This window comes from Mycobacterium sp. 1081908.1 (assembly GCF_001673535.1).
Taxonomy (GTDB): Bacteria; Actinomycetota; Actinomycetes; order Mycobacteriales; family Mycobacteriaceae; genus Mycobacterium.
This window is the reverse complement of the sequence record NZ_LZLY01000105.1, coordinates 1-21157: the sequence shown is the minus strand read 5'-3', so window position 1 is coordinate 21157 and position 21157 is coordinate 1. Positions and strand designations below refer to the sequence as shown.

Sequence of the window (21157 nt, the reverse complement as noted above, 5' to 3'; positions counted from 1 at the left end):
CTCAGAGCGGCAACCCCACGTCGGCCAGCGCGTTGGTGACCCCCTGCACCGCCCCCTGCTGCAGCTCGGCGGCGAGCGTGGCCGGATCGATCTGTGGGAACAGCCCGAACGGCGTGGGCACGTCCTGGTAGGCGGCGCGGTCGTAGCCCAGCTCGACGAGCACCCGCAGGTCCGGCTGGACCAGGTCCGCCAGCGGGTGTCCCACCAGGGGAATGGCGCGCAGCGGGTCCAGCAGCGGCAGGTTCGGGTTGGGAATCAGGACGTAGGTGGTCAGGGTGTCCGCCGGCGACACCGGCTGGACCACACCGGACGCGATCTGCCCGGCGGTCACGGTGTTGTAGGCGGGATGCACGAACAGGAAGCCCGCGATGGCGTTCGCGTCGGCCAGGATGTCGATCGGATACTGCGGGAAGTCGGCGGCGCCGTCGTATTGGACCGCGTAGTCGATGGTGGGGTAGGCGTTGGTAGGGGTCGCGCCGTAGAACGTGAAGCCAATGCCCGGTATGGAGAAACCGGGCAGGCGCGCCAGCAACCCGCCGTCGGGCCGGTCGGGGTTGGCGATCAGCACGAAGGACAGCTGATCCAGCGCCGGCCGCACGCCGATCGGCAGGGTTTGCAGATAGCGCATTTCGACGGTGGCTACCACGGCGCTTTGCGAGCCGCCGAAGACGATGACGTGGTTTCCCAGGGCCTGTTGCGCCGCGATCGCCGTGTTCAGATTCTGCACCCCCTGGGCCACGGACTGGTCCAGCGTCAGGCTGTCCAGCCCGGTGAAGGGAAACAGCTTCGAGGGCGTCACCACGAACTGCGCGAGGTAGTCGGGATGGGTGTGCGTGATGAACTGTTCGGCGGTCAGCACGCCGATGGGCCGGGGCAGCGGGCCGAGGCCGGTGCCGCCCATGATCAACGCCGTCGCCCCGCCGGCACCCACCTGGTTTTCGTTGACCAGCAGCACCCCTACGCTGCCGTTGCCCGGGTTCCCGAAGCCGACGTTCCAGTTGCCGGTGTTCCCGATGCCGATGTTCTGATTGCCCGTGTTCTGGATGCCGAAGTTCGAGTTGCCCAGGTTCCCGATGCCGATGTTGCCGTTGCCGACGTTGTTGATGCCGATGTTGCCGACGCCGACGTTTCCGCTGCCAAGGTTCTGCGGCAGCCCCTGCCACGGCACCAGTTGCGCGACCGCCGCCGAGGCGCCGGCGTAGTACTCCGACATCGCCGCCGCGTCCTGCGCCCACATCTGTTCGTATTCGGCCTCGGCGGCCGCGATCGCCGGGGCGTTCTGGCCCAGCAGGTTGTACCCGATCAGCGACAGCAGCCGAGTCCGGTTGGCGGCCACCGCAATCGGATGCACGGTGGCGGCCAGCGCCGTCTCGAAGGTGCCGGCGGCCATCCGGACCTGTGCGGCGGTCTGCTCGGCCTGGCCCGCCGCCGCGCTCAACCACGCCGCGTACGGCGCGGCCGCGCTCGTCATCGCCGCGGCCGCCGGTCCCGCCCAGGCGTCGCCGGCCAACCCGGAGGTCACCGACGCGAAGGAGCTCGCCGCGGCGCGCAACTCGTCGGCCAACCCGTCCCAGGCCGACGCTACCGCCAGCATGGGGCCGTGGCCCGGACCGGCGAACATGCGCGCCGAATTCAGTTCCGGCGGCAACACGGCGAAATTCATCGCTACGTTTCTTTCTCGCTAAGCAACCGAGCCTATGACAGGTCCCGCGCCCGAGCTGGAAAAACCGGTTTGTTGGCCACCACTAGACTGGTGCAGGCATTGACGGAGCGAAGGAGAGAAGTGGACACCGCCCAGGCAAATGGTGGCCAGGCCAACCAGACCGGCACGGCGCGCGTCAAGCGCGGTATGGCCGAGATGCTCAAGGGCGGCGTCATCATGGACGTCGTCACCCCCGAGCAGGCCCGCATCGCCGAGGGCGCCGGGGCCGTCGCGGTGATGGCGCTGGAACGGGTCCCCGCGGACATCCGGGCCCAGGGCGGGGTGTCGCGGATGAGCGACCCCGACATGATCGAGGGCATCATCGCCGCGGTGACCATCCCGGTCATGGCCAAGGTGCGGATCGGGCATTTCGTCGAGGCGCAGATCCTGCAGAGCCTCGGGGTGGACTACATCGACGAGTCGGAGGTGCTGACCCCCGCCGACTACACCCACCACATCGACAAGTGGAAGTTCACCGTGCCGTTCGTGTGCGGCGCTACCAACCTCGGCGAGGCGCTGCGCCGCATCGGCGAGGGCGCGGCCATGATCCGCTCCAAGGGCGAGGCCGGCACCGGCGACGTGTCCAACGCCACCACGCACATGCGCGCCATCAGCGGCGAGATCCGCCGGCTGACGTCGCTGTCGGAGGACGAATTGTACGTCGCCGCAAAGGAATTGCAGGCACCCTACGACCTGGTCGCCGAGGTGGCGCGGGCGGGCAAGCTGCCGGTCACCCTGTTCACCGCCGGCGGCATCGCCACCCCGGCCGACGCGGCGATGATGATGCAGCTCGGCGCCGAGGGGGTGTTCGTGGGCTCGGGCATCTTCAAGTCCGGGGCGCCCGAGCACCGCGCCGCCGCGATCGTCAAGGCCACCACCTTCTACGACGATCCCGACGTGCTGGCCAAGGTGTCGCGCGGGCTGGGCGAGGCGATGGTGGGCATCAACGTGGAGCAGCTCCCGCAGCCGCATCGCCTGGCCGAACGCGGCTGGTAAAAACAGCCCGTGGCGATCGAAGAGATCCTTGATCTCGAGCAGCTCGAGGTCAACATCTACCGCGGTAGCGTGTTCAGCCCGGAGTCGGGATTTTTCCAGCGCACGTTCGGCGGCCACGTGGCCGGGCAGTCGCTGGTCTCGGCGGTGCGCACCGTCGACCCGCACTACCAGGTGCACTCGCTGCACGGGTACTTCCTGCGGCCCGGCGACGCCAAGGAGCGCACGGTCTTCCTCGTCGAGCGCATCCGTGACGGCGGCTCGTTTGCCACCAGGCGCGTCAACGCCATCCAGCACGGCGAGACCATCTTTTCCATGTCGGCGTCCTTCCAGACCGATCAAGAAGGCATTCACCACCAAGACGTGATGCCGGCCGCGCCGCCGCCCGACGGCCTGCCCGGGCTGAACTCGATCAAGGTGTTCGACGACGCCGGGTTCAAGCAGTTCGAGGAGTGGGACGTGTGCATCGTGCCGCGCGAACAGCTGCGGCTCTCGGCGGGCAAGGCCTCCCAGCAGCAGGTGTGGTTTCGCCACCGCGACCCGCTGCCGGACGACCCGGTGCTGCACATCTGCGCGCTGGCCTACATGAGCGACCTCACGCTGCTGGGATCGGCGCAGGTCACCCACCTCGACGTGCGCGAGCACCTGCAGGTGGCGTCCCTGGACCACGCGATGTGGTTCATGCGCGCGTTCCGGGCCGACGAGTGGCTGCTCTACGACCAGTCGTCGCCGTCGGCCAGCGGCGGCCGGTCGCTGTGCCAGGGCAAGATCTTCACCCAGACCGGTGAGATGGTCGCCGCGGTCATGCAGGAGGGGCTGACCCGCTACAAGCGCGGGCACCAGCCGTGAGCGCCCCGCGGATCGGGGTGCTGGCGCTGCAGGGCGACACCCGCGAGCACCTGGCGGCGCTGCGCGAGGCCGGAGCCGAGTCGATGCCGGTCCGCCGCCGCGAGGAGCTCGACGCGGTGGACGGGCTGGTCATCCCCGGCGGGGAATCCACCACCATGAGCCACCTGCTGCTCGACCTGGACCTGCTCGAGCCGCTACGCCGGCGGCTGGCCGACGGGCTGCCCGCCTACGGCGCGTGCGCCGGCATGATCCTGCTGGCCACCGAGATTCTGGAGGCCGGCGCCAGGGGCCGGCAGGCGCTTCCGCTGCGCGCGATCGATATGACGGTGCGGCGCAACGCCTTTGGGCGGCAGGTGGACTCCTTCGAGGGCGACATCCCGTTCACCGGCCTCGACGGGCCGGTGCGCGCGGTGTTCATCCGCGCGCCCTGGGTCGAGCGGACCGGCGACGGGGTGCAGGTGCTGGCCCGCGCGGCCGGGCACGTCGTCGCGGTGCGGCAGGGCCCGATGCTGGCGACCGCGTTCCACCCGGAGATGACCGGCGACCGCCGCATCCACCACATGTTCGTCGACATCGTTCGGGGCGAGGCGTAAGTCACATCCGTCACTTTGGTCCCGGGACGGGGGCAGGTGGCTTTTTGCCCACCTCATAGCGACAGCCGTTGTCGCTATGAGGTGGGCATAAAGGGTGGCGGTCGTGGAGAGCGCCGGGCAATCCGCATCCACCGCCCACGTAGACTCGTTGGGCGAGTTATCGAGCACCAGCATGTCAAAGAAGAGGTAAGAGACACCGATGAGCGGCCATTCCAAGTGGGCCACCACCAAGCACCAGAAGGCCGTCAAAGATGCGCGCCGCGGCAAGGAGTTCGCCCGGCTGATCAAGAACATCGAGGTCGCGGCCCGCACCGGCGGCGGTGACCCGGCCGGCAACCCCACGCTCTACGACGCCATCCAGAAGGCCAAGAAGACGTCGGTGCCCAACGACAACATCGAGCGCGCCCGGAAGCGTGGCGCGGGCGAGGAGGCCGGCGGCGCGGACTGGCAAACCATCACCTACGAGGGCTACGCGCCCAACGGGGTGGCGGTGCTGATCGAGTGCCTGACCGACAATCGCAACCGCGCCGCCAGCGAGGTGCGCGTGGCGATGACCCGCAATGGCGGCACCATGGCCGACCCCGGGTCGGTGGCCTACCTGTTCTCCCGTAAGGGCGTCGTCACGCTGGAGAAGAACGGCCTGACCGAAGACGACGTGCTGACCGCGGTGCTCGACGCGGGCGCCGAGGACGTCAATGACCTGGGCGACAGCTTCGAGGTCATCTCCGAGCCGACCGATCTGGTCGCGGTGCGCACCGCGCTGCAGGACGCCGGCATCGACTACGAGTCGGCCGAGGCCAGTTTCCAGCCGTCGGTCAGCGTTCCCGTCGACCTCGACGGCGCCCGCAAGGTGTTCAAGCTCGTCGACGCGCTGGAGGACAGCGACGACGTGCAGAACGTCTACACCAACGTCGACCTGTCCGACGAGGTGTTGGCCGCCCTCGACGAGGAATGACCGAGCCACCCGTCGTCAACCATCACGCCGACCACAAGGGCTTCAGCGGCGCGATTGGGCTGGTGGCCGCCCTCGGCATGCTCGCCACGGGACGGGGTAACGCGCGCTTTGCCGCCGAGTTGGCCTCCGTGTCGGACACCGACCGCGTCGTCGACATCGGTTGCGGCCCAGGCAATGCGGCGAGAGCCGCCGCCCGGCGGGGCGGGCGGGCCGTCGGGGTGGATCCGTCTGGATTGATGTTGTGGCTGGCCCGCTCTGCGACGCGCGATCACCCGAACGTCAGCTGGTCGCAGGGCACCGCCGAAGCGCTGCCCGTTCCCGACGGCTGGGCGACGGTGGTGTGGTCGGTCAAGACCGTGCACCACTGGAAGGACGTCACGGCCGGGCTCGCCGAGATCCGGCGCGCGCTGGCGCCGGCGGGGCGAATGCTGGTGATGGAGCGGCGTGTCCAGCCCGGAGCCACCGGCTTGGCGAGCCACGGCTGGACCGAAGAACAGGCCGAGTCCTTCGCGGCGCAATGCAGTGCCGCCGGATTCACCGGCGTGCGTCGCGACGAGCATCGCCGCGGCCGCGGGTCGGTGTGGGTGGTGCGGGCCGACCAACCCGGCTAGTCGTAGCCATGGCGCATGTCCTCGACGACGCGTGGGTTGTCCAGCGTCGACGGCTCGAGCGGGCGCGCCCCGACGTCACCGGGGAAGACGGTGGCCGCGTCGAGCACCCGCTGGTTGAGGAAGCGCAGCGGGGGAGCGTCGGCCGGCATCCTCGGCACCGGCGCGGCATCGGCGCGCTGCGCCAACGCGAAGCCCCAGTCCCCGAAGGTCGGCACGTGCACGTGATAGGGGGTCACGGCGTAGCCCGCCGCCCGGATCGTCGAGACCGTGCGCCAGAACGCCGTCCGCGTGGAAAACGGGCTGCCCGCCTGCACGACCATCAGCCCGCCGGGGGCCAGCGCGCGGGCGGCCAGCGCGTAGAACTCGGTGGAGTACAGCCGGCCCAGCACGGGGGTGTCGGGGTCGGGAAGGTCGACGATCACCGCGTCGAACCCAGTCTCCGAGGCGCCGCGCAGCCACGTCATCGCGTCGCCGATCACGACCTTGACGCGCGGGTTGTCCAGCGCGCCGCCGTTGGCGTCGCGCATGGTGGTGCGCGCCAGGTCGATGACGGCGGGGTCGAGCTCGACCTGCACGATCTTGTCGACGCCGGGCTGGCGCAGCAATTCGCGCGCGGCCAGGCCGTCACCGCCGCCGAGCACCAGCACCGAGCGCGCCCCGTTCCCCAGCGCCGGGTAGACCAGGCTCTCGGTGTAGCGGTACTCGTCGCGGGTGGAGAACTGCAGGCCCCCGTCGAGGTAGAGGCGCATGTCGTTGCCGCGCCGGGTCACCACGATTTCCTGGTAGGCCGTGTGCCGGTAGGCGACGATGGGATCGGCGTAAAGCCTTTGCCTGCTTGTGGTTTCGATGTCGGTCGAGCGCACCAGCAGCGTGGCCAGCAGCCCGAGCGCGGCGGCGAGCGCGCACAGCGCCGTCGCCAGCTGCCGCGGGGAGACGATGCGGCGCAGCAGGAACACCGCGACGACGGCCGCGGCCGCCAGGTTGATGATGCCCGTCGCCGCCGCGCCGCGGATCATCCCCAGGTGCGGCAGCAGCAGGAACGGCCAGACGAGCCCGCCCAGCAGCGCGCCCAGGTAGTCGGCGGCGTTGAGGTTGGCCAGGGTGCGGCCGGCCTCGGCGGCGCGCCCTGTGCGCCCGCGCTGCAGCAGCGTCATGAGCAGCGGCACCTCGGCGCCGACCAGCCCGCCGATCAGGGCCGTGCCCGCCGCCAGCACCCACGTCGAGCCGACCGAGCCGTCCAGGAACGCGAACACCGTGTACAGCGCGGCCGCCGAGAGGCCGCCGATGATGCCGAGGGCCGCCTCGACGGCGATGAAGGCGATCGCCGCGTGCGCCAGCAGCGGCTTGGCCAGCAGCGCGCCGGCGCCCAGCGCCGCGATGTAGCCCGCGACGATCAGCGACGTGGCGACGATGCCGCCGCCGTTGAGGCTGGCCGACAGCGTCAGCAGCGCGAGTTCGTAGATGATGCCGCAGGCCGCGCAGGCCGCCACGGCGGCCAACAGCACGGCGCGCCAACGGCCTTGGGACGTCATGACACCGCCGCGGCGGTCACCCCTCCCACGGCCAGCAAGATCAGCGCGACCGCGAAGGAGCCGGGGTGCAGCGTGGGCTCGTCGATGTGCTCGTGGAAGTCGCCCGGGATCAGCAGGTGCATCGCCAGCAGCGCTATCCCCAGCAGGATCACGCCCATCAGCCCGTACACCGCCACGCCGAGGAGCCCCTGGCCCAGCTGGCTGTAGCTGTTGGCGATGGCGGTGATGATGACGATCGTGAGCGAGATGTACATCGCGCCCGCGACGATCACGGCGTTGGGGCGGCGATCGATGAACACCAGCCGGCGCAGCTTCCCGGGGGTCAGCCAGTCGACCATGTAGAACCCGACGAGCAGCACCGCCATCCCGACGGCGAAGTACAGGATCGTCGCGACCGCGCCCTTGAAGACGGGATTGACGTCGATATTGCCGATCTCGACGGCGAGGTACATCGTTGTCTCCTTTGCGTTTACTGCGTTAGGTCACTTGGTCCCGCCGGGCCCGCCGGGGGTGCCGCCGGCGCCCCCCGACGGGGATCCGGGGAAGAACCCGGGGCCGAGGAAGACGAACGCGCCGTGGCTGTAACCGGCGCTCAGCGGTTCGACGCGGATGCTGCACGGGTTGTTGCCGTCCGGTCCGACGATCACGATGTTGTTGCTGTAGCGCAGGTATTCGCTGTTGCCGTTGGAGGCGCGCGCCTCCGGTGCCTGATAGTCGGCGAGCGCGTCGGCCACCTGATCGGGAGACCCGGTGCACTGGTAGCGCGTCCCATTCACGTCGTGGGAGTACTCGTGATAGTGGCTCGCGATGTAGGACCCGATGTCCTTCTGCTGCAGGATGATTCCGAAGACCAGGGACACGACGGCGGCGACGGCCAGCGCCCCGGAGATCAGGAACAGGCGGTTGCGGCTCACGGGCGCCACCGGCTCTCGGTGTGCACCACCACGCCGCCTGTGCCCGGCCGCGGGTACAGATGCCAGGTCTGCCAACGCCATCCGGCGCCGTCGGGCTCGGCGGCCAGGGCGGTCAGCGCGGCGTCGTCGCCGGGGAACGTGCCCCCGAGCCAGCCCGGTTGCGACGCGCAGCTTTCGCGAAGCTCGCCGGCCAGCCGGCGGAAGCCCGCCTCCTCGTGCGTCTCGGTGCGCGACCGCAGGCGGTAGCCGGGTGCGTCGGTGCGCCGCGGCAGGTCGCCGCCGATGCCGCGGGCCGTGCAGGAAACCTGTTCGGAGAAGCGGCCTTTCGCGTGCTCGACCGCGACGACATGCGACGCGCCGAGCACGCCGAGCAGCAGCACGCCGCCGCCGGGATGCGCCAGGGAGCAGGTGGCCAGCGGCGCCGGCGCGGGCGCGTTGAGCGCGAGCCCCAGCCTTTCCCCGGACACGTCCGCCGGGGTCACGGCGAGCTGATGGAGGGGCACCGACGCGGTCCTAGGGCGAGGAGGGTGGGGGCGCTGGGTAGACGGTCAACTCGCCGGGCACGACGGACTTGCCCGTCGACACCTCCCAGGGCATGTCCGGCGCCCAGCGCTCGAACGAGAGCAGGGCGGTCTCGTCGGCGTTGGTGCAGTCGAGGAATTCCATCTCGCCGCCGGGCGGCAGGCCGGTGGTGCCCTCGGTGGTGTAGGACGCCCGGCCGCGCTCCGTCTCGTGGAACGCCACGCCGTCGACGACGTACTGGTCACCGGGCTGCAACGACAGGTCCTTGCGGGTCACCCACATCGCGAGCTCGAGCCGCCCGTCGTCCTCTTCGACGCTCAGCCAGATCGGCTGGTCGCCGCCCTCCAGCAGGTGCTCCCACCACACGAACGGGCCCTCGCGAAACGTCACCGACCCGCGGACCACAAGGTCGACGCCGCCGTAGCTGACGATGGCCCCGGGACCCAGTTGGCGGGGCCCGAACTGCGGCATCGCGTTGAACGACAGCGGATCCTGGCGCCCGCCCGGCCGGCCCTGCTTCTTCGGCCTCCGCAAAGCGATGACCAGCACCACGATCGACGCGATGAACAGCACCGCCGCGAGGACGAGCAGGAGTGTTCCCACGCCAAACCTTCCGTTGCCACAGCGCTAGAGCGAACGTGGGCTATAAGTTAACAGCTTTCGCCCGGCGGCAGCGTGTCCTACCGGGCGCCGTCGGTGCCGCCGGTTAGGCTATCGAACAGCTGTTCGTACGAAGGAGCCGGCAAATGCGCGTGATGGGCGTCGACCCCGGGCTGACCCGCTGCGGCCTGGCGGTCGTGGAGGGCGGGAGCGGGCGCAACGTCGTCGCGCTCGACGTCGACGTGGTGCGCACCGCGTCGGACGCGCCGCTGACGAAGCGGCTGCTGGCCGTCAGCGACGCCGTCGAGCACTGGCTGGACACCCACCGGCCGGACGTGGTGGCCATCGAGCGGGTGTTCTCCCAGCACAACGTGTCGACGGTGATGGGCACCGCGCAGGCCGGCGGCGTGGTCGCGCTGGCGGCGGCCAGGCGCGGCATCGACGTGCACTTCCACACCCCCACCGAGGTGAAGGCGGCGGTCACCGGCAACGGGTTGGCCGACAAGGCGCAGGTCACCACGATGGTCACCAAAATCCTTGCGCTGCAGACCAAACCGACGCCCGCCGACGCGGCCGACGCGCTGGCGCTGGCGATCTGCCACAGCTGGCGGGCGCCGATGATCGCCCGGATGGCGGCGGCCGAGGCCCTCGCCGCGCAGCAACGGCACGCCTACCGGGCCAAGCTGGCGGCGAAGCGGAAGGCGGTCGCCCGATGATCGCGTCGGTGCGCGGCGAGGTGCTCGAGGTGGCGCTCGACCACGCCGTGATCGAGGCGGCCGGCGTCGGCTATCGGGTCAACGCGACGCCGTCGACGCTGGCGACGCTGCGCACGGGGAGCGAGGCCCGGCTGGTCACCGCGATGATCGTGCGCGAGGACTCGATGACGTTGTACGGGTTCACCGACGCGCAGACCCGCGACCTGTTCCTGACGCTGCTGTCGGTGTCGGGGGTCGGGCCCCGGCTGGCGATGGCGACGCTGGCGGTGCACGACGCCGCCAAGTTGCGGCAGGTGCTGCACGACGGCGACGTCACGGCGCTGACCCGGGTGCCCGGCATCGGCAAACGCGGCGCCGAGCGGATGGTGTTGGAGCTGCGCGACAAAGTGGGCACGGCCGGTGCGTCCTCCTCAGCCGCGCCGCTCGTCAACGGCCACGCCGTGCGCAGCCCGGTGGTGGAGGCGCTGGTCGGCCTGGGTTTCGCCGCCAAGCAGGCCGAGGAGGCCACCGACAAGGTGCTGGCCGGCGATCACGACGCGACGACGTCCAGTGCGCTGCGGGCCGCCCTGTCCCTGCTGGGTAAGTCCCGATGACGGACGACGACTTTTCCGACGACTATGCCGACCGCGACGTCTCGCCGGCGCTGACCGTCGGCGAGGGCGACATCGACGTCAGCCTGCGGCCGCGCTCGCTGCACGAGTTCATCGGCCAGTCGCGGGTCCGCGAGCAGCTGCAGCTGGTCATCGAGGGCGCCAAGAACCGCGGCGGCACGCCGGATCACATCCTGCTGTCCGGTCCGCCGGGGCTGGGCAAGACCTCGCTGGCGATGATCATCGCGGCGGAGCTCGGCTCGTCGTTGCGGGTGACGTCCGGGCCGGCGCTGGAACGCGCGGGCGACCTGGCCGCGATGCTGTCCAACCTGGTCGAGCACGACGTGTTGTTCATCGACGAGATCCACCGCATCGCGCGGCCCGCCGAGGAGATGCTCTACCTGGCCATGGAGGACTTCCGGGTCGACGTGGTGGTGGGCAAAGGGCCTGGGGCGACGTCGATTCCGCTGGAGGTGGCGCCCTTCACGCTGGTCGGCGCGACCACCCGGTCCGGCGCGCTGACCGGCCCGCTGCGCGACCGATTCGGTTTCACCGCGCACATGGACTTTTACGAGCCCGCGGAGCTGGAGCGGGTGCTGGCCCGGTCCGCCGGCATCCTCGGCATCGAGCTGGGCGCCGACGCGGGCGCCGAGATCGCGCGCCGCTCGCGGGGCACCCCGCGCATCGCCAACCGGCTGCTGCGCCGGGTCCGCGACTTCGCCGAGGTGCGCGCCGACGGCGTGATCACCCGCGACGTCGCCAAGTCCGCGCTGGCGGTCTACGACGTCGACGAGCTGGGGCTGGACCGGCTGGACCGGGCGGTGTTGTCGGCGCTGACCCGCGGCTTCGGCGGCGGGCCGGTCGGGGTCTCGACGCTGGCGGTGGCGGTGGGCGAGGAGGCCACCACCGTCGAGGAGGTGTGCGAGCCCTTCCTGGTGCGGGCGGGGATGGTCGCGCGCACGCCGCGCGGCCGGGTGGCCACCGCCCAGGCCTGGACGCACCTCGGCCTGACGCCGCCGGCCGGGGCGGCCGGCCTGGGGCAACCGGGCTTGTTCGACTAGCGCCGGTTACTCATCGGCCGGCGCGGGTACCCGGGTCAGCATCAGTAACCGCTTGTCGGAGGAGATTCTGATGAGGCACACAGGCCCCGACTATGAACGCCCGCACGCGCCGTACATGCCACGCACCCGGGGTGCGGTGAGCGGGCTGCTCCTGATCCTCTTGGGTGCTTGGGGTGCGTTGGCGCCGTTCATCGGGCCCCTGATCAGGTGGAGCTATTCCGTCGACCCGGCGTGGACGTGGACGGCCGCGAAGGGCTGGCTGGAGGTTTTCCCGGGCGTGGTGGCCGCGGTTGGCGGCCTGATCCTGGTCACCTCCGGAAATCGCGCCAGCGCCATGTTCGGCGGCTGGCTGGCGGTCTTCGCGGGCGCCTGGTTCGTGGTCGGCCGGGCGTTCGCCGCGACGCTGAACATCGGCGACGTCGGCCAGCCGGTGGCGGCGACGGACCTGAAACGAGCCCTGCTCGAGGTCACCTACTTCACCGGCCTGGGTGCGCTGATCGTGTTTCTCGGTGGCGCCGCCCTGGCGCGGGTGGCCGTCCGCCACGCCCGGGACGTCGCGGTGGCCGAGCCGGCGCCGATGGCGACCGGGCCGGCGCCCGTGGCCGCGGCCGACGCGCCAGCCGGGGAGCCCGCCGTATACGACGAGTCACGGGAAGACACCCGGCGCGGCTTCTTCCACCGGCGCGCCGGTGGTGGCCTGTTCCGCCGCCACCATCACGCCGGCGTCTGACCACCCGCGAGAGCACCGGTAGCTTCTGACGGCTGCCGGTGCTTTTGCGCGCCGGGGCGACCGCAGCTCGGTATGGTTCTTGGGTCTTCGACTAGCGAGGAGGAGCGATGCTCACCGCCGGGTTGGTGTTCGCCGGGCTGGCAGCCCTACTGCACGTCTACATCTTCACGATGGAGTCGTTGACGTGGACCTCGGCGCGCACCCGCGCCGTCTTCGGCACGACGCCCGAGGAAGCCGAGACCACCCGGTTGCTCGCTTTCAACCAGGGCTTCTACAACCTGTTCCTGGCGATCGTCACCATCCTGGGCATTCCGCCGGTGATCATGGGCGACAAGGCCGTCGGCGTCGCGCTCGTCCTCGCCGGCGTCGGATCCATGGCCGCCGCCGCGATCGTGCTCCTGTTCTCCGCGCGGGACAAGGCGCGGGCCGCTGTGATCCAGGGCACCTTCCCGGTGATCGCCATCGTCCTGGTGGTTCTCGGCCTGTCCTGGTAACACCGGTAACAGCAGCCTCACTGGTCACGCAACGCGTCTCCTTCTGCCCCGCGGGGTGTTACACCGCGGCCGCGTCGGGTACTCCCGGGGGGCCGGAAAACGGCCCGGCATCAATCGAGGAGATGGAATGACATACGCAGATAGGGACCATCCAGGCGCGTTGACCATGCCGCGCTCGCGCGGCGCGATCAGCGGGTTGATCCTGGTGATCCTTGGCGCCTGGGGTGCGCTGATCCCGTTCGTCGGACCCCACTTCAACTTCGCCTACACGCCCGACCGCGACTGGGCCTGGACGACCGCGCGCGGCTGGCTGGAGGTGCTCCCGGGCGCCGCCACGGTGGTGGGTGGTTTGCTGCTGATCGTCGCCGGCAACCGCATCGCCGCGATGCTGGGCGGCTGGCTGGCGGTTCTGTCCGGCGCCTGGTTCGTGGTCGGCGGCCAGATCGCTCCTCTGCTGGGCATCGGTTCGGCCGGCGACCCGATCGCCGCGACCGAACGCAAGCGGGCCGCGCTCGAGGTTTCCTATTTCTCAGGCCTCGGTGCGCTGATCGTCTTCGTGGGCGGGGTGGTCCTGGCGCGCACCGCGGTCCGGCTCGCCCGTGACGTGGAACCCCTGGGGCACGCCGAGCCCGAAGCGGCTGCGCCGGGCGGGGAGCCGGCGTACGTGTCCCGGCTCGAGGAGTCACCCGCGGTGTCGTCGGGCGCGGTGACCAAGCCCCGGATGGAGCGCGGCTGGCGTCGCCAGCGCGAGGGGTCGCCGAACGCGGCGTACCTGCGCTGGCCGCACCCTCAGGGCTGAGTCGCCGAAGACCTGATGCAGAAAATCGCCGGCCCGTGCGGGGCCGGCGATTTTCTGTCCGTTTACAGCAGTCCGAGCAGTCGCAGGTCGCTGACGTACTTGGCGATGACCTGCGGCGAGACGTGCGGAATGTCCTTGTCGGGGCCGATTTTCGCGTCCTGAACCGCGGCACGGAACCGATCGGTAGGCGCCATCGATCCATTGATCGGCCGCTCGGGCTTCTGGTAGTTGTGCAGCAGCGGCAGTAGCGAGGCGTTGCGCTGCTTTTCGGGCAGCCCACGCAGGCTGGACTCGAACCGCTGCAGCCAGTCGCCGTAGTCGGCGACGCGCCGGATGGTGCAGCCCGCCTCGATCAGCCAGTCGACGAACTCGTCCATCCCGATGCCGTCGTCGTACGGGTTCATCACGTGGAAGGTGCGGAAGCCCCCGGCCGCCTGGTCGCTCTGGGCGCCCAGCGTCGAGACCGCCTCGGCGATGAACTCCACCGGCAGGCCGTCGTAGTGCGCACGCTGCCGGTTGCCGTCGGCGTCCAGCTCGTAGAACGAGGCCGGCGCGATTCCGGTCGCGGCGAGGCTCAGCATCATCCGGGTGAACATGTCCGGGACGTTGAGCTGGCCGGCGTAGGTGGTGTCGGCCAGGATCATGTCGCAGCGGAACACCGCGACCGGCAGCCCACACAGGTCGTGGGCCTCACGCAGCAGCACCTCGCCGGCCCACTTGCTGTTGCCGTAGCCGTTGGCGTAGCTGTCGTTGATCGCCCGCGTCGCGCTGATCTCGCGGATGTCGGCGTCCTCGGTGAACTTGCCCGGCTCGATCTGGTCACCCACGCCGATCGTCGAGACATAGGTGTACGGCTTGATCTTCGTGGTCAGCGCGAGCCGGATCAGCTCGGCGGTGCCGAGCGCGTTCGGCCCGAACAGCTCGCTGTAGGGCAGCACGTGGTTCACCAGCGCCGCGGGGTCGACGATCAGGTCGACGGTGTCGGCCAGCCGCTGCCAGGTCTGCCGGTCCAGGCCGAGGTCGGCCTCGCCCTTGTCGCCGGCGATGACCTCCAGGTGGTCGGCCGCCAGCGCCTGGTAGTGGGCCAGCAGCTTGGGGTCACCGCTGTCAAAGGTGTTGTCGAGCCGTGCGCGGGCCTCTTCGTCGGAACGGGCCCGCACCAGCGCGATCACCTTGCCGTCGACCAGGTCCATCCGCTCGAGCCATTCCAGGGCCAGGTAGCGGCCGAGGAAACCAGTTGCGCCGGTGAGCAATACGGTGCGCACATCGGAGGTCGGCTTGGGGAGTTCGGGCGCGGCGGCCAGCGTGGACGCCTCCAGGAACTTGTCCAGCGTGAGCTCGCTTGCGTGCACCTCCGTCGCGTCGCGGCCGTGCACCGAGGCGAAGCTGGGCCGCTTGGTGCCCTTGCGCTCGCCTTCGATGTAGGTGGCGATCGCCGCCAGGTCGTTGGCCGGGCTGACGATCACGCCCACCGGCACGTCGACGTCGAAGATCTCGTGCAGCAGGTTGCCGAATGTCAACGCCGACAACGAGTCTCCGCCCAGGTCGGTGAAGTGCGCATCGGGCGACAGGTCGGTGGTCGCGGTGCCGAGCATGGCGGCCGCGGCGCGGCTCACCGTCTGCAGCACGGGCGCGTCGGCGCCGCTGCGGCGCAGCTCGCTCAGCTCGTTGGCCTGGCCCTCGGCCAGCTCGGCGTAGAGCTGTTCCAGCCGCTCGCCGTAGTGCTGCTTGAGCTTCGGCCACGCCAGCTTGCGGATGCCGGTCAGCAGGCCGTTCTCCAGCGTGAAAGGCGTTGTCTCGATGAGGAAGTCGCGCGGCACCTCGTAGGACTGCAGGCCGGCGTCCTTCGCGACGCTCTGCAGCGAGTCGGCGATCAACGGCTTCAACGTGTCGATGTCGTACGCCCCCAACGCCTCTTCGGTGGGCACCACGACCGCCAAGAGATAGGGGTGGGCGCTGTTGCCGTAGACGTAGATCTGGCGCACCAGCGGGCTGTTGCCGAACACCGCCTCCAGCTTCGCGACGGTGACGAATTCGCCCTGCGCGAGCTTGAGCACGTTGTTGCGGCGGTCGACGTAGACCAGCTTGTCCGGGGCGACCTCGGCGACGACGTCGCCGGTCCGGTAGTAGCCGTCCTCGTCGAACACGCCGGCGGTGACCTCGGGCCGCTTGTAGTAGCCGGGGAACATGTTGTTGGTCTTGAGCAGCAGCTCGCCGCGCGGATAGGGCCGGTCGGTGGAGAAGTAGCCCAGGTCCGGGACGTCGACCAGCTTGTAGTCGACGACCGGCGGGCGCTGCACCTCGCCGTCGAACAGCACCATGCCCGCCTCGGTGGAGCCGTAGCCGTCCAGCAGGTGCATCTCGAGCAGGGACTCGACCCACTCCCGCAACTCCGGGGAGGTGGGCGCGGAGCCCGTCATCGCGAAGATGAACCGCCCGCCCAGCAGGTAGTTCCGCAGCTCGTCCATCACCTCGGCGTCGCCGGCCCCGCGGTCGACCCGGCGCTGGTACTCGGCGTAGATCGTCTCCCAGATCCGCGGCACGAAGTTCATCTCGGTGGGCCGGACCAACTCGAGGTCCTCCAGCAGCGTCGAGAGGTCGCTGCGGGCCGCGAAGTAGGCGGTGCCGCCGTTGCCGAGGGTGCCGTAGAGGATGCCGCGGCCCATGACGTGGCTCATCGGCATGAAGTTGAGGGTGATCGATGCGGCGCTGGGCCCGAACCAGTTTCGGGCCGACCGGCACCACATCTTCCCGACGTTGCTCGCCGGGTACATCGCGCCCTTGGGCGCGCCGGTGCTGCCGGAGGTGTAGATCAGCAGGGCCAGCGGGTCTTCTTCGGCGGGCGCGGGGATCGGCGCCTCGGGCAGCGCGCGCCCGCGCTCCAGCAGGTCGGCCAGGGCTTCGACGGTGACGGCGGTGTCGGCCAGCCGCGCGCGGGCGGTGTCGACGGCCTCGCGCTCGTCGTCGGCCTCGGGGTGGTAGTCGAACACGACCAGCTTGGCCGGCGCCGGCCCGCTCAGGATCAGCTCGACGGCGTCGGGCAGCTGGTTCACGCTGGCCGCGATCACGCTGGGCTCGGTCTCGGTCATGATCGGCTGCAGCTGGGTGATCGCCGCGCTGGTCTGCAGCGGCACCGACACGGCGCCGATCATCCCGAGCGCGACGTCGATGGTGGTGTAGTCGACGCTGTTGAAGCCGAGCACGCACACCCGGTCGCCGGGCCGGACCGAGTCGTCGGCCAGCGCGCGGGCCAGCGTGCCGACCCGGTCGCGCAGCTCGCGGTAGGTGACGGTCTCGTAGCGGGGCAGGAGCTCCAGCGACGTGCGCCCGGTCTTGGCGTCCTTGACGAACTCGACGGCGCGTTGCCCGAGAGCCGGTCGGTCGGCGTAACCCTCGAGCACGGTCTGGATGATCTGCGGCAGGCGCAGGCCAGGCTGCTCAAGGGCCCCGGCGACGGCCGGGTCCGGTCGGGCGGCGGCGAACTGTGCGTCGTTGGCGGTGAGATCGTCGACGCGGCGCGCGAGCCACTGTTCCTGAGTAGTAGTAGTCGACATAACGGTTCCCTTTTTAACGCATAAGCACTAAGTGATTGGGTCGCGCGACGTTGCGCTGATGGCTAAAACGTTAGCAAAACTAACGGTATTCCTCAATGGGCCCGGCGGGGGTGTGACTTTGGACACCGGGCTAGAGGTCGCCGAGTAGGCCGGTCAGGGTGTCGACGCCCTCGGTCAGCAGCTCGTCGCTGATGGTCAGCGGCGGCAGTAGCCGGATGACGTTGCCGAACATCCCACACGTCAACACGATGACCCCGGCCGCGTGGGCCGCCTTCGAAAGCGCTTCGGTCAGTTCGGGGTTGGGGTCTGCGGTCCCCGACTTGACCAACTCTACGGCGATCATGGCGCCGCGGCCACGAACGTCACCGATGCGGTCGTCGGCCGCCTGCAGCCGCAGCAACGGCTCGGTCATCAGCCGTTCCAGCTGCCGGGCCCGCTCGATCAGGCCGTCGCCCTCGATGGTCGCGATGGTGGCCAGCGCCGCCGCGCACGCCACCGGGTTGCCGCCGAACGTGCCGCCGAGGCCGCCGACGTGCGGGGCGTCCAGGATGTCCGCGCGGCCGGTCACCGCCGACAGCGGCAATCCGTCGGCGATGCCCTTGGCGGTGCAGATCAGGTCGGGTTCCAGGCCGGCCGGGCCCTCGTGCTCGCAGGCGAACATCGCGCCGGTGCGCGCGAACCCGGTTTGCACCTCGTCGGCGATGAAGACCACGTCGTTGCGGCGGCACCAGTCCAGCAGGGCGGGCAGGAATCCCTCGGCCGGGACGATGAAGCCGCCCTCGCCCTGGATCGGCTCGATCAGCACGGCGGCCAGGCTGTCCGCGCCGACCTGGCTTTCGATGACCCTGATCGCCCGCGCGGCGGCCTTCGCGCCGTCGGTGGCCAGTTCCTTGTCAACCAGGCCGTCCCGATAGGGATAGGACAGCGGGGCGCGGTAGATCTCCGGGGCGAACGGCCCGAAGCCGCTCTTGTACGGCATGGACTTGGCGGTGAGCGCCATCGCCAGGTTGGTGCGCCCGTGGTAGGCGTGGTTGAACGCCACGACGGCGGGCTTGCGGGTGTAGGCGCGCGCGGCCTTGACGGCGTTCTCGACCGCCTCGGCGCCGGAGTTGAACAACACCGAGCGCTTTTCGCCGGAGCCCGGGGTGATCCGGTTGAGCTCCTCGGCGACGGCGACGTACTCCTCGTACGGCGTCACCATGAAGCAGGTGTGCGTGAAGTCGGCGACCTGAGCGCGCACCGCGTCGACCACGCGCGGCGAGGAATTGCCGATCGTGGTGACGGCGATCCCGGAACCCAGGTCGATGAGCCGGTTGCCGTCGACGTCCTCGACGATGCCGCCGCCGGCGCGCGCGACGTAGACCGGCAGCGAGACGTTCACGCCGTGGGACACCGCCGCGGCCCGGCGCTTGTTGAGTTCCAGCGATGTGGGACCGGGGATTTCGGTGACCAGCTGGCGAGTCTGCTCGAGGCCGGCCACGATGTCCTCCTCACCGCGGCGCGCGTGTCACGTCGCGCGTCAAGCCTATCTGGTCGGCGGCGACTCAGCGGGGCCAGTCGTTGGCCACCCGGGGTGCTGGCAGACTGGCCGTTACTGGTCGTTTCGAGCCCCGGAATGCCGAATACGAAAGACAGGCGCGATGAATAGTTTGGTCATGTTTTTGCCGTTCGTGCTCATCATGGTCGGCTTCATTTACTTCCAGGGGCGCCGCCAGAAGAAGGCGATGCAGGCCACCATCGACCTGCACGACTCCTTGCGCCCAGGGGATCGGGTGCACACCACCTCGGGGCTGGAGGGCACCGTCGTCGCCATCACCGACGACACCGTCGACCTGGAGATCGCGTCCGGCGTGGTCACCACCTGGATGAAGCTGGCCGTGCGCGACAAGATCCTGCCCGAGGAGCCGGCGGAGCTCGGTGACGCCGACGCCGCCGACGACCTGGAGGAATCCGACGGGCTGACCGACCCGGGCCGGTAGGGGACAGGCACGTAGGCTTTTCTAGGCTCTGCCGGGGCAAGAAACCGATTCTCAAGGAGATACGAGGAAAGTGGCATCGTCTTCGACGCCGGTGCACCCTGCCCGCTACCTGTCGGTGTTCTTGTTGCTGCTGATCGGCGTCTACCTGCTGGTATTCCTCACGGGCGACAAGCGGGCCGCGCCCAAGCTCGGCATCGACCTTCGGGGCGGCACCCGCGTGACGCTGACCGCCCGCACTCCCGACGGGTCCCGGCCCAGCCGCGAGGCGCTGGCGCAGGCGCAGCAGATCATCAGCGCCCGGGTCAACGGGCTGGGCGTGTCCGGGTCCGAAGTCGTGGTGGACGGCGACAACCTGGTCATCACGGTGCCCGGCAACGAAGGCAACGAGGCCCGCAACCTGGGCCAGACCGCCCGCCTCTATATCCGGCCGGTGCTCAACTCGATGCCGGCGCAGGCCGCCCAGCCCAAGCCGCCGGCCCAGGCCCCCGCGGGCGGGCCGCCGCCCGGCCAGCCGGCGCCCGGCCAGCCGGCGCCCCAGCCCGCGCAACCCGCACAGCCCGCGCCGCCCGCACAGCCGGCGGCGCCCGATCACCTCGAACGCGCCGGTGCCCGTGTAGAGCCGGGAAATGAAGTTGTGGTGCGGCAGCTGCGCGCTGTCGGTCAGCGCGGTCGCATCCTTGGCGGCACTCATGCGCTATCCCCGTCCCGTCTTCACGTCCGCCGCGGCCCGGCGTTCGCGCGCGACCTGTTGCACGGCGCCCAGGCCGTTGTACGCGGGCTTGGCCAGCGTCGCGGACTGGGACGCCAGGTAGACCAGCGGCCAGGTCACCAGGAACACCACCACGGTGTCGAGGATCGTGGTGAGGCCCAGGGTGAAGGCGAACCCCCGCACCTGACCGATCGCCAGGGCGTAGAGCACCGCGGCGGCCAGGAAGGTGACGGCGTTGCCCGATACGATCGTCCTACGCGCCCGCACCCAGCCCCGCGGCACGGCCGACCGGAACGAACGGCCCTCGCGGATCTCGTCTTTGATGCGTTCGAAGAACACCACGAACGAGTCGGCGGTGGTGCCGATGCCGATGATCAGACCCGCGATGCCCGCCAGGTCCAGGGTGTAGTTGATCTGCCGGCCCAGGATCACCAGGATCGCGAAAACCATTGCGCCGGAAGCGGTTAGCGACAACGCGGTGAGCAATCCCAGGACGCGGTAGTAGAGCAACGAATACAGCAGGACCAGGACCAGACCGATCGCACCGGCGAGCAGGCCGGCCCGCAGCGAGGTCAATCCCAGTGTCGCCGAGACGGTTTGGGCCTCTGAGGATTCGAAGGACAGCGGCAGCGACCCGTATTTCAAGACGTTGGCCAGCTGCTTGGCGGTGGAGGCGTTGAACGGCGGCTGCCCGCCCGAGATCTGCGTGCGCCCGCCGGGGATGGCCTCCTGGATCATCGGGGCGCTGACCACTTGGGAGTCCAGCGTGAACGCGGTCTGAGTGCCGACGTGGGCGGCGGTGAAGTCCGCCCAGGTGTTGGCCGCCGCGGGCTTGAACTGCAGGTCGACGACGTAGCCGATGCCGCGCTGGTTCTGGCTCGACGTGGCGTCGGCGATCTGGTCGCCGCTGATGATCGACGGCCCCAGCAGGTAGGCGACCTTATGGTCGGTCGAGCAGGTCACCAGCGGCAGCGCCGGGTCGTCGTTGCCGGCCAGGATGTCGTCTTTGTCGCATTGGGTCGCCTGGAACTGCAGGGCGAGGAACTGGATGCCCTGGCGGGTGCTCTGCCGCCAGGTCTTCTCCTCGGTGATGCGCTCGGCCAGGTCCTTGCGCGGGTCGGGCGGCGCGGGCGCCTCCGGTGGCGGCGCTGGCGCCTCGGGCGGCGGTGCGGGCGCGGGCGCCGGTGCCGGGCTCGGCGCCGGGCCGGGCGGACGTGAAGACGGGACGGGGATAGCGGCCCTATCCGCAGGACC

At 70.2% G+C, this 21157-nt stretch carries 21 protein-coding genes and 2 pseudogenes; 13 read left to right on the top strand and 10 right to left on the bottom strand.

Annotated elements, in window-relative coordinates; genetic code table 11:
- Position 1 precedes the first annotated feature (1 nt).
- Positions 2-1663, bottom strand: coding sequence for a PE-PPE domain-containing protein (locus tag A5655_RS17550; RefSeq protein ID WP_067012062.1), 1662 nt, complete (start codon positions 1661-1663; stop codon positions 2-4).
- Positions 1664-1783: 120 nt separating this feature from the next.
- Here A5655_RS17550 and pdxS point away from each other — a divergent pair, with 120 nt between their 5' ends.
- The 5 genes from pdxS to A5655_RS17525 all read left to right on the top strand — a co-directional run bounded on the left by pdxS (position 1784) and on the right by A5655_RS17525 (position 5703).
- Positions 1784-2698 (top strand): pyridoxal 5'-phosphate synthase lyase subunit PdxS, encoded by a 915-nt coding sequence (gene pdxS / locus A5655_RS17545; RefSeq protein ID WP_067012059.1) that lies wholly within the window; start codon positions 1784-1786, stop codon positions 2696-2698.
- Between the two features lie 9 nt (positions 2699-2707).
- The gene (tesB, locus tag A5655_RS17540; RefSeq protein WP_067012057.1) at positions 2708-3544 is read left to right on the top strand and encodes an acyl-CoA thioesterase II; all 837 of its coding nucleotides are present in this window, start codon (positions 2708-2710) and stop codon (positions 3542-3544) included.
- Positions 3541-4137 carry a pyridoxal 5'-phosphate synthase glutaminase subunit PdxT gene (pdxT, locus tag A5655_RS17535; RefSeq protein WP_067012055.1) on the top strand — a complete coding sequence of 199 codons (597 nt, stop codon included), beginning with the start codon at positions 3541-3543 and terminating at the stop codon, positions 4135-4137. Before tesB ends, pdxT begins: the two co-directional genes overlap by 4 nt.
- Before the next feature lie 199 nt (positions 4138-4336).
- Entirely contained in the window at positions 4337-5092 is a 756-nt protein-coding gene (locus tag A5655_RS17530) for a YebC/PmpR family DNA-binding transcriptional regulator (protein ID WP_066910272.1), read from the top strand.
- Positions 5089-5703, top strand: coding sequence for a class I SAM-dependent methyltransferase (locus A5655_RS17525; protein ID WP_067012053.1), 615 nt, complete (start codon positions 5089-5091; stop codon positions 5701-5703). The genes A5655_RS17530 and A5655_RS17525 overlap by 4 nt, the downstream gene beginning before the upstream one ends.
- Here the strand turns inward: A5655_RS17525 and A5655_RS17520 are convergent.
- From A5655_RS17520 to A5655_RS17500, 5 genes are read right to left on the bottom strand one after another with little or no spacing between them, the layout of a single operon-like run.
- Positions 5700-7235, bottom strand: coding sequence for a polyamine aminopropyltransferase (locus A5655_RS17520; protein WP_067012051.1), 1536 nt, complete (start codon positions 7233-7235; stop codon positions 5700-5702). The genes A5655_RS17525 and A5655_RS17520 overlap by 4 nt on opposite strands.
- A complete protein-coding gene (locus tag A5655_RS17515) occupies positions 7232-7687 on the bottom strand; it encodes a DUF350 domain-containing protein (RefSeq protein WP_067012049.1) in 456 nt (151 codons plus the stop codon). Before A5655_RS17515 ends, A5655_RS17520 begins: the two co-directional genes overlap by 4 nt.
- Before the next feature lie 30 nt (positions 7688-7717).
- Complete coding sequence (locus A5655_RS17510) at positions 7718-8149, bottom strand: DUF4247 domain-containing protein (protein WP_067012080.1); 432 nt, start codon at positions 8147-8149, stop codon at positions 7718-7720.
- Positions 8146-8652 (bottom strand): DUF2617 family protein, encoded by a 507-nt coding sequence (locus tag A5655_RS17505; RefSeq protein WP_067012047.1) that lies wholly within the window; start codon positions 8650-8652, stop codon positions 8146-8148. The genes A5655_RS17510 and A5655_RS17505 overlap by 4 nt, the downstream gene beginning before the upstream one ends.
- A gap of 10 nt (positions 8653-8662) precedes the next feature.
- A complete protein-coding gene (locus A5655_RS17500) occupies positions 8663-9274 on the bottom strand; it encodes a DUF4178 domain-containing protein (protein WP_067012045.1) in 612 nt (203 codons plus the stop codon).
- Positions 9275-9417: 143 nt separating this feature from the next.
- Here A5655_RS17500 and ruvC point away from each other — a divergent pair, with 143 nt between their 5' ends.
- From ruvC to A5655_RS17470, 6 genes are all read left to right on the top strand, one after another.
- Positions 9418-9987, top strand: a complete 570-nt coding sequence (gene ruvC, locus A5655_RS17495) for a crossover junction endodeoxyribonuclease RuvC (protein WP_067012043.1) — start codon at positions 9418-9420, stop codon at positions 9985-9987.
- The gene (gene ruvA / locus A5655_RS17490) at positions 9984-10580 is read left to right on the top strand and encodes a Holliday junction branch migration protein RuvA (RefSeq protein WP_067012041.1); all 597 of its coding nucleotides are present in this window, start codon (positions 9984-9986) and stop codon (positions 10578-10580) included. The genes ruvC and ruvA overlap by 4 nt, the downstream gene beginning before the upstream one ends.
- The gene (gene ruvB / locus A5655_RS17485; protein WP_067012039.1) at positions 10577-11638 is read left to right on the top strand and encodes a Holliday junction branch migration DNA helicase RuvB; all 1062 of its coding nucleotides are present in this window, start codon (positions 10577-10579) and stop codon (positions 11636-11638) included. The genes ruvA and ruvB overlap by 4 nt, the downstream gene beginning before the upstream one ends.
- A 70-nt stretch (positions 11639-11708) precedes the next feature.
- Complete coding sequence (locus A5655_RS17480) at positions 11709-12368, top strand: hypothetical protein (protein ID WP_067012078.1); 660 nt, start codon at positions 11709-11711, stop codon at positions 12366-12368.
- A 107-nt stretch (positions 12369-12475) separates the two neighbouring features.
- Positions 12476-12862 (top strand): DUF1304 domain-containing protein, encoded by a 387-nt coding sequence (locus tag A5655_RS17475; protein ID WP_067012037.1) that lies wholly within the window; start codon positions 12476-12478, stop codon positions 12860-12862.
- A gap of 127 nt (positions 12863-12989) precedes the next feature.
- Positions 12990-13661 carry a hypothetical protein gene (locus A5655_RS17470; RefSeq protein ID WP_067012035.1) on the top strand — a complete coding sequence of 224 codons (672 nt, stop codon included), beginning with the start codon at positions 12990-12992 and terminating at the stop codon, positions 13659-13661.
- A 62-nt stretch (positions 13662-13723) separates the two neighbouring features.
- Here A5655_RS17470 and car read toward each other — a convergent pair whose 3' ends face one another.
- Positions 13724-17215, bottom strand: coding sequence for a carboxylic acid reductase (gene car / locus A5655_RS17465; protein WP_067012033.1), 3492 nt, complete (start codon positions 17213-17215; stop codon positions 13724-13726).
- A gap of 130 nt (positions 17216-17345) precedes the next feature.
- Positions 17346-18695: a 4-aminobutyrate--2-oxoglutarate transaminase gene (gabT, locus tag A5655_RS17460; RefSeq protein WP_067012031.1), complete on the bottom strand. Its 1350-nt coding sequence runs from the start codon at positions 18693-18695 to the stop codon at positions 17346-17348.
- 160 nt (positions 18696-18855) lie between these two features.
- Between gabT and yajC the strand changes: the two genes are divergently transcribed.
- Together yajC and A5655_RS27295 are read left to right on the top strand one after the other, a co-directional pair.
- Positions 18856-19194 (top strand): preprotein translocase subunit YajC, encoded by a 339-nt coding sequence (gene yajC, locus A5655_RS17455; protein WP_067012029.1) that lies wholly within the window; start codon positions 18856-18858, stop codon positions 19192-19194.
- A gap of 70 nt (positions 19195-19264) precedes the next feature.
- Positions 19265-19780 (top strand): annotated as a pseudogene (locus A5655_RS27295) (protein translocase subunit SecD); the annotation flags it as partial.
- Here A5655_RS27295 and A5655_RS29420 read toward each other — a convergent pair.
- Positions 19766-19885: pseudogene (locus A5655_RS29420) on the bottom strand (hypothetical protein); the annotation flags it as partial. The pseudogenes A5655_RS27295 and A5655_RS29420 sit on opposite strands and share 15 nt — an antisense overlap.
- A 3-nt stretch (positions 19886-19888) precedes the next feature.
- Positions 19889-21157, bottom strand: a 1269-nt coding sequence (gene secD / locus A5655_RS17445; RefSeq protein WP_067012025.1) for a protein translocase subunit SecD, incomplete at its 5' end; no start/stop codon positions are given.

Coding starts and splice junctions, on each gene's coding strand:
- A5655_RS17525 (WP_067012053.1), top strand. CDS start 5,089: ATGACCGAGCCACCCGTCGTCAACCATCACGCCGACCACAAGGGCTTC.
- ruvA (WP_067012041.1), top strand. CDS start 9,984: ATGATCGCGTCGGTGCGCGGCGAGGTGCTCGAGGTGGCGCTCGACCAC.
- A5655_RS17520 (WP_067012051.1), bottom strand. CDS start 7,235: ATGACGTCCCAAGGCCGTTGGCGCGCCGTGCTGTTGGCCGCCGTGGCG.
- A5655_RS17475 (WP_067012037.1), top strand. CDS start 12,476: ATGCTCACCGCCGGGTTGGTGTTCGCCGGGCTGGCAGCCCTACTGCAC.
- yajC (WP_067012029.1), top strand. CDS start 18,856: ATGAATAGTTTGGTCATGTTTTTGCCGTTCGTGCTCATCATGGTCGGC.
- A5655_RS17550 (WP_067012062.1), bottom strand. CDS start 1,663: ATGAATTTCGCCGTGTTGCCGCCGGAACTGAATTCGGCGCGCATGTTC.
- ruvB (WP_067012039.1), top strand. CDS start 10,577: ATGACGGACGACGACTTTTCCGACGACTATGCCGACCGCGACGTCTCG.
- A5655_RS17470 (WP_067012035.1), top strand. CDS start 12,990: ATGACATACGCAGATAGGGACCATCCAGGCGCGTTGACCATGCCGCGC.
- A5655_RS17480 (WP_067012078.1), top strand. CDS start 11,709: ATGAGGCACACAGGCCCCGACTATGAACGCCCGCACGCGCCGTACATG.
- car (WP_067012033.1), bottom strand. CDS start 17,215: ATGTCGACTACTACTACTCAGGAACAGTGGCTCGCGCGCCGCGTCGAC.
- A5655_RS17515 (WP_067012049.1), bottom strand. CDS start 7,687: ATGTACCTCGCCGTCGAGATCGGCAATATCGACGTCAATCCCGTCTTC.
- A5655_RS17530 (WP_066910272.1), top strand. CDS start 4,337: ATGAGCGGCCATTCCAAGTGGGCCACCACCAAGCACCAGAAGGCCGTC.
- ruvC (WP_067012043.1), top strand. CDS start 9,418: ATGCGCGTGATGGGCGTCGACCCCGGGCTGACCCGCTGCGGCCTGGCG.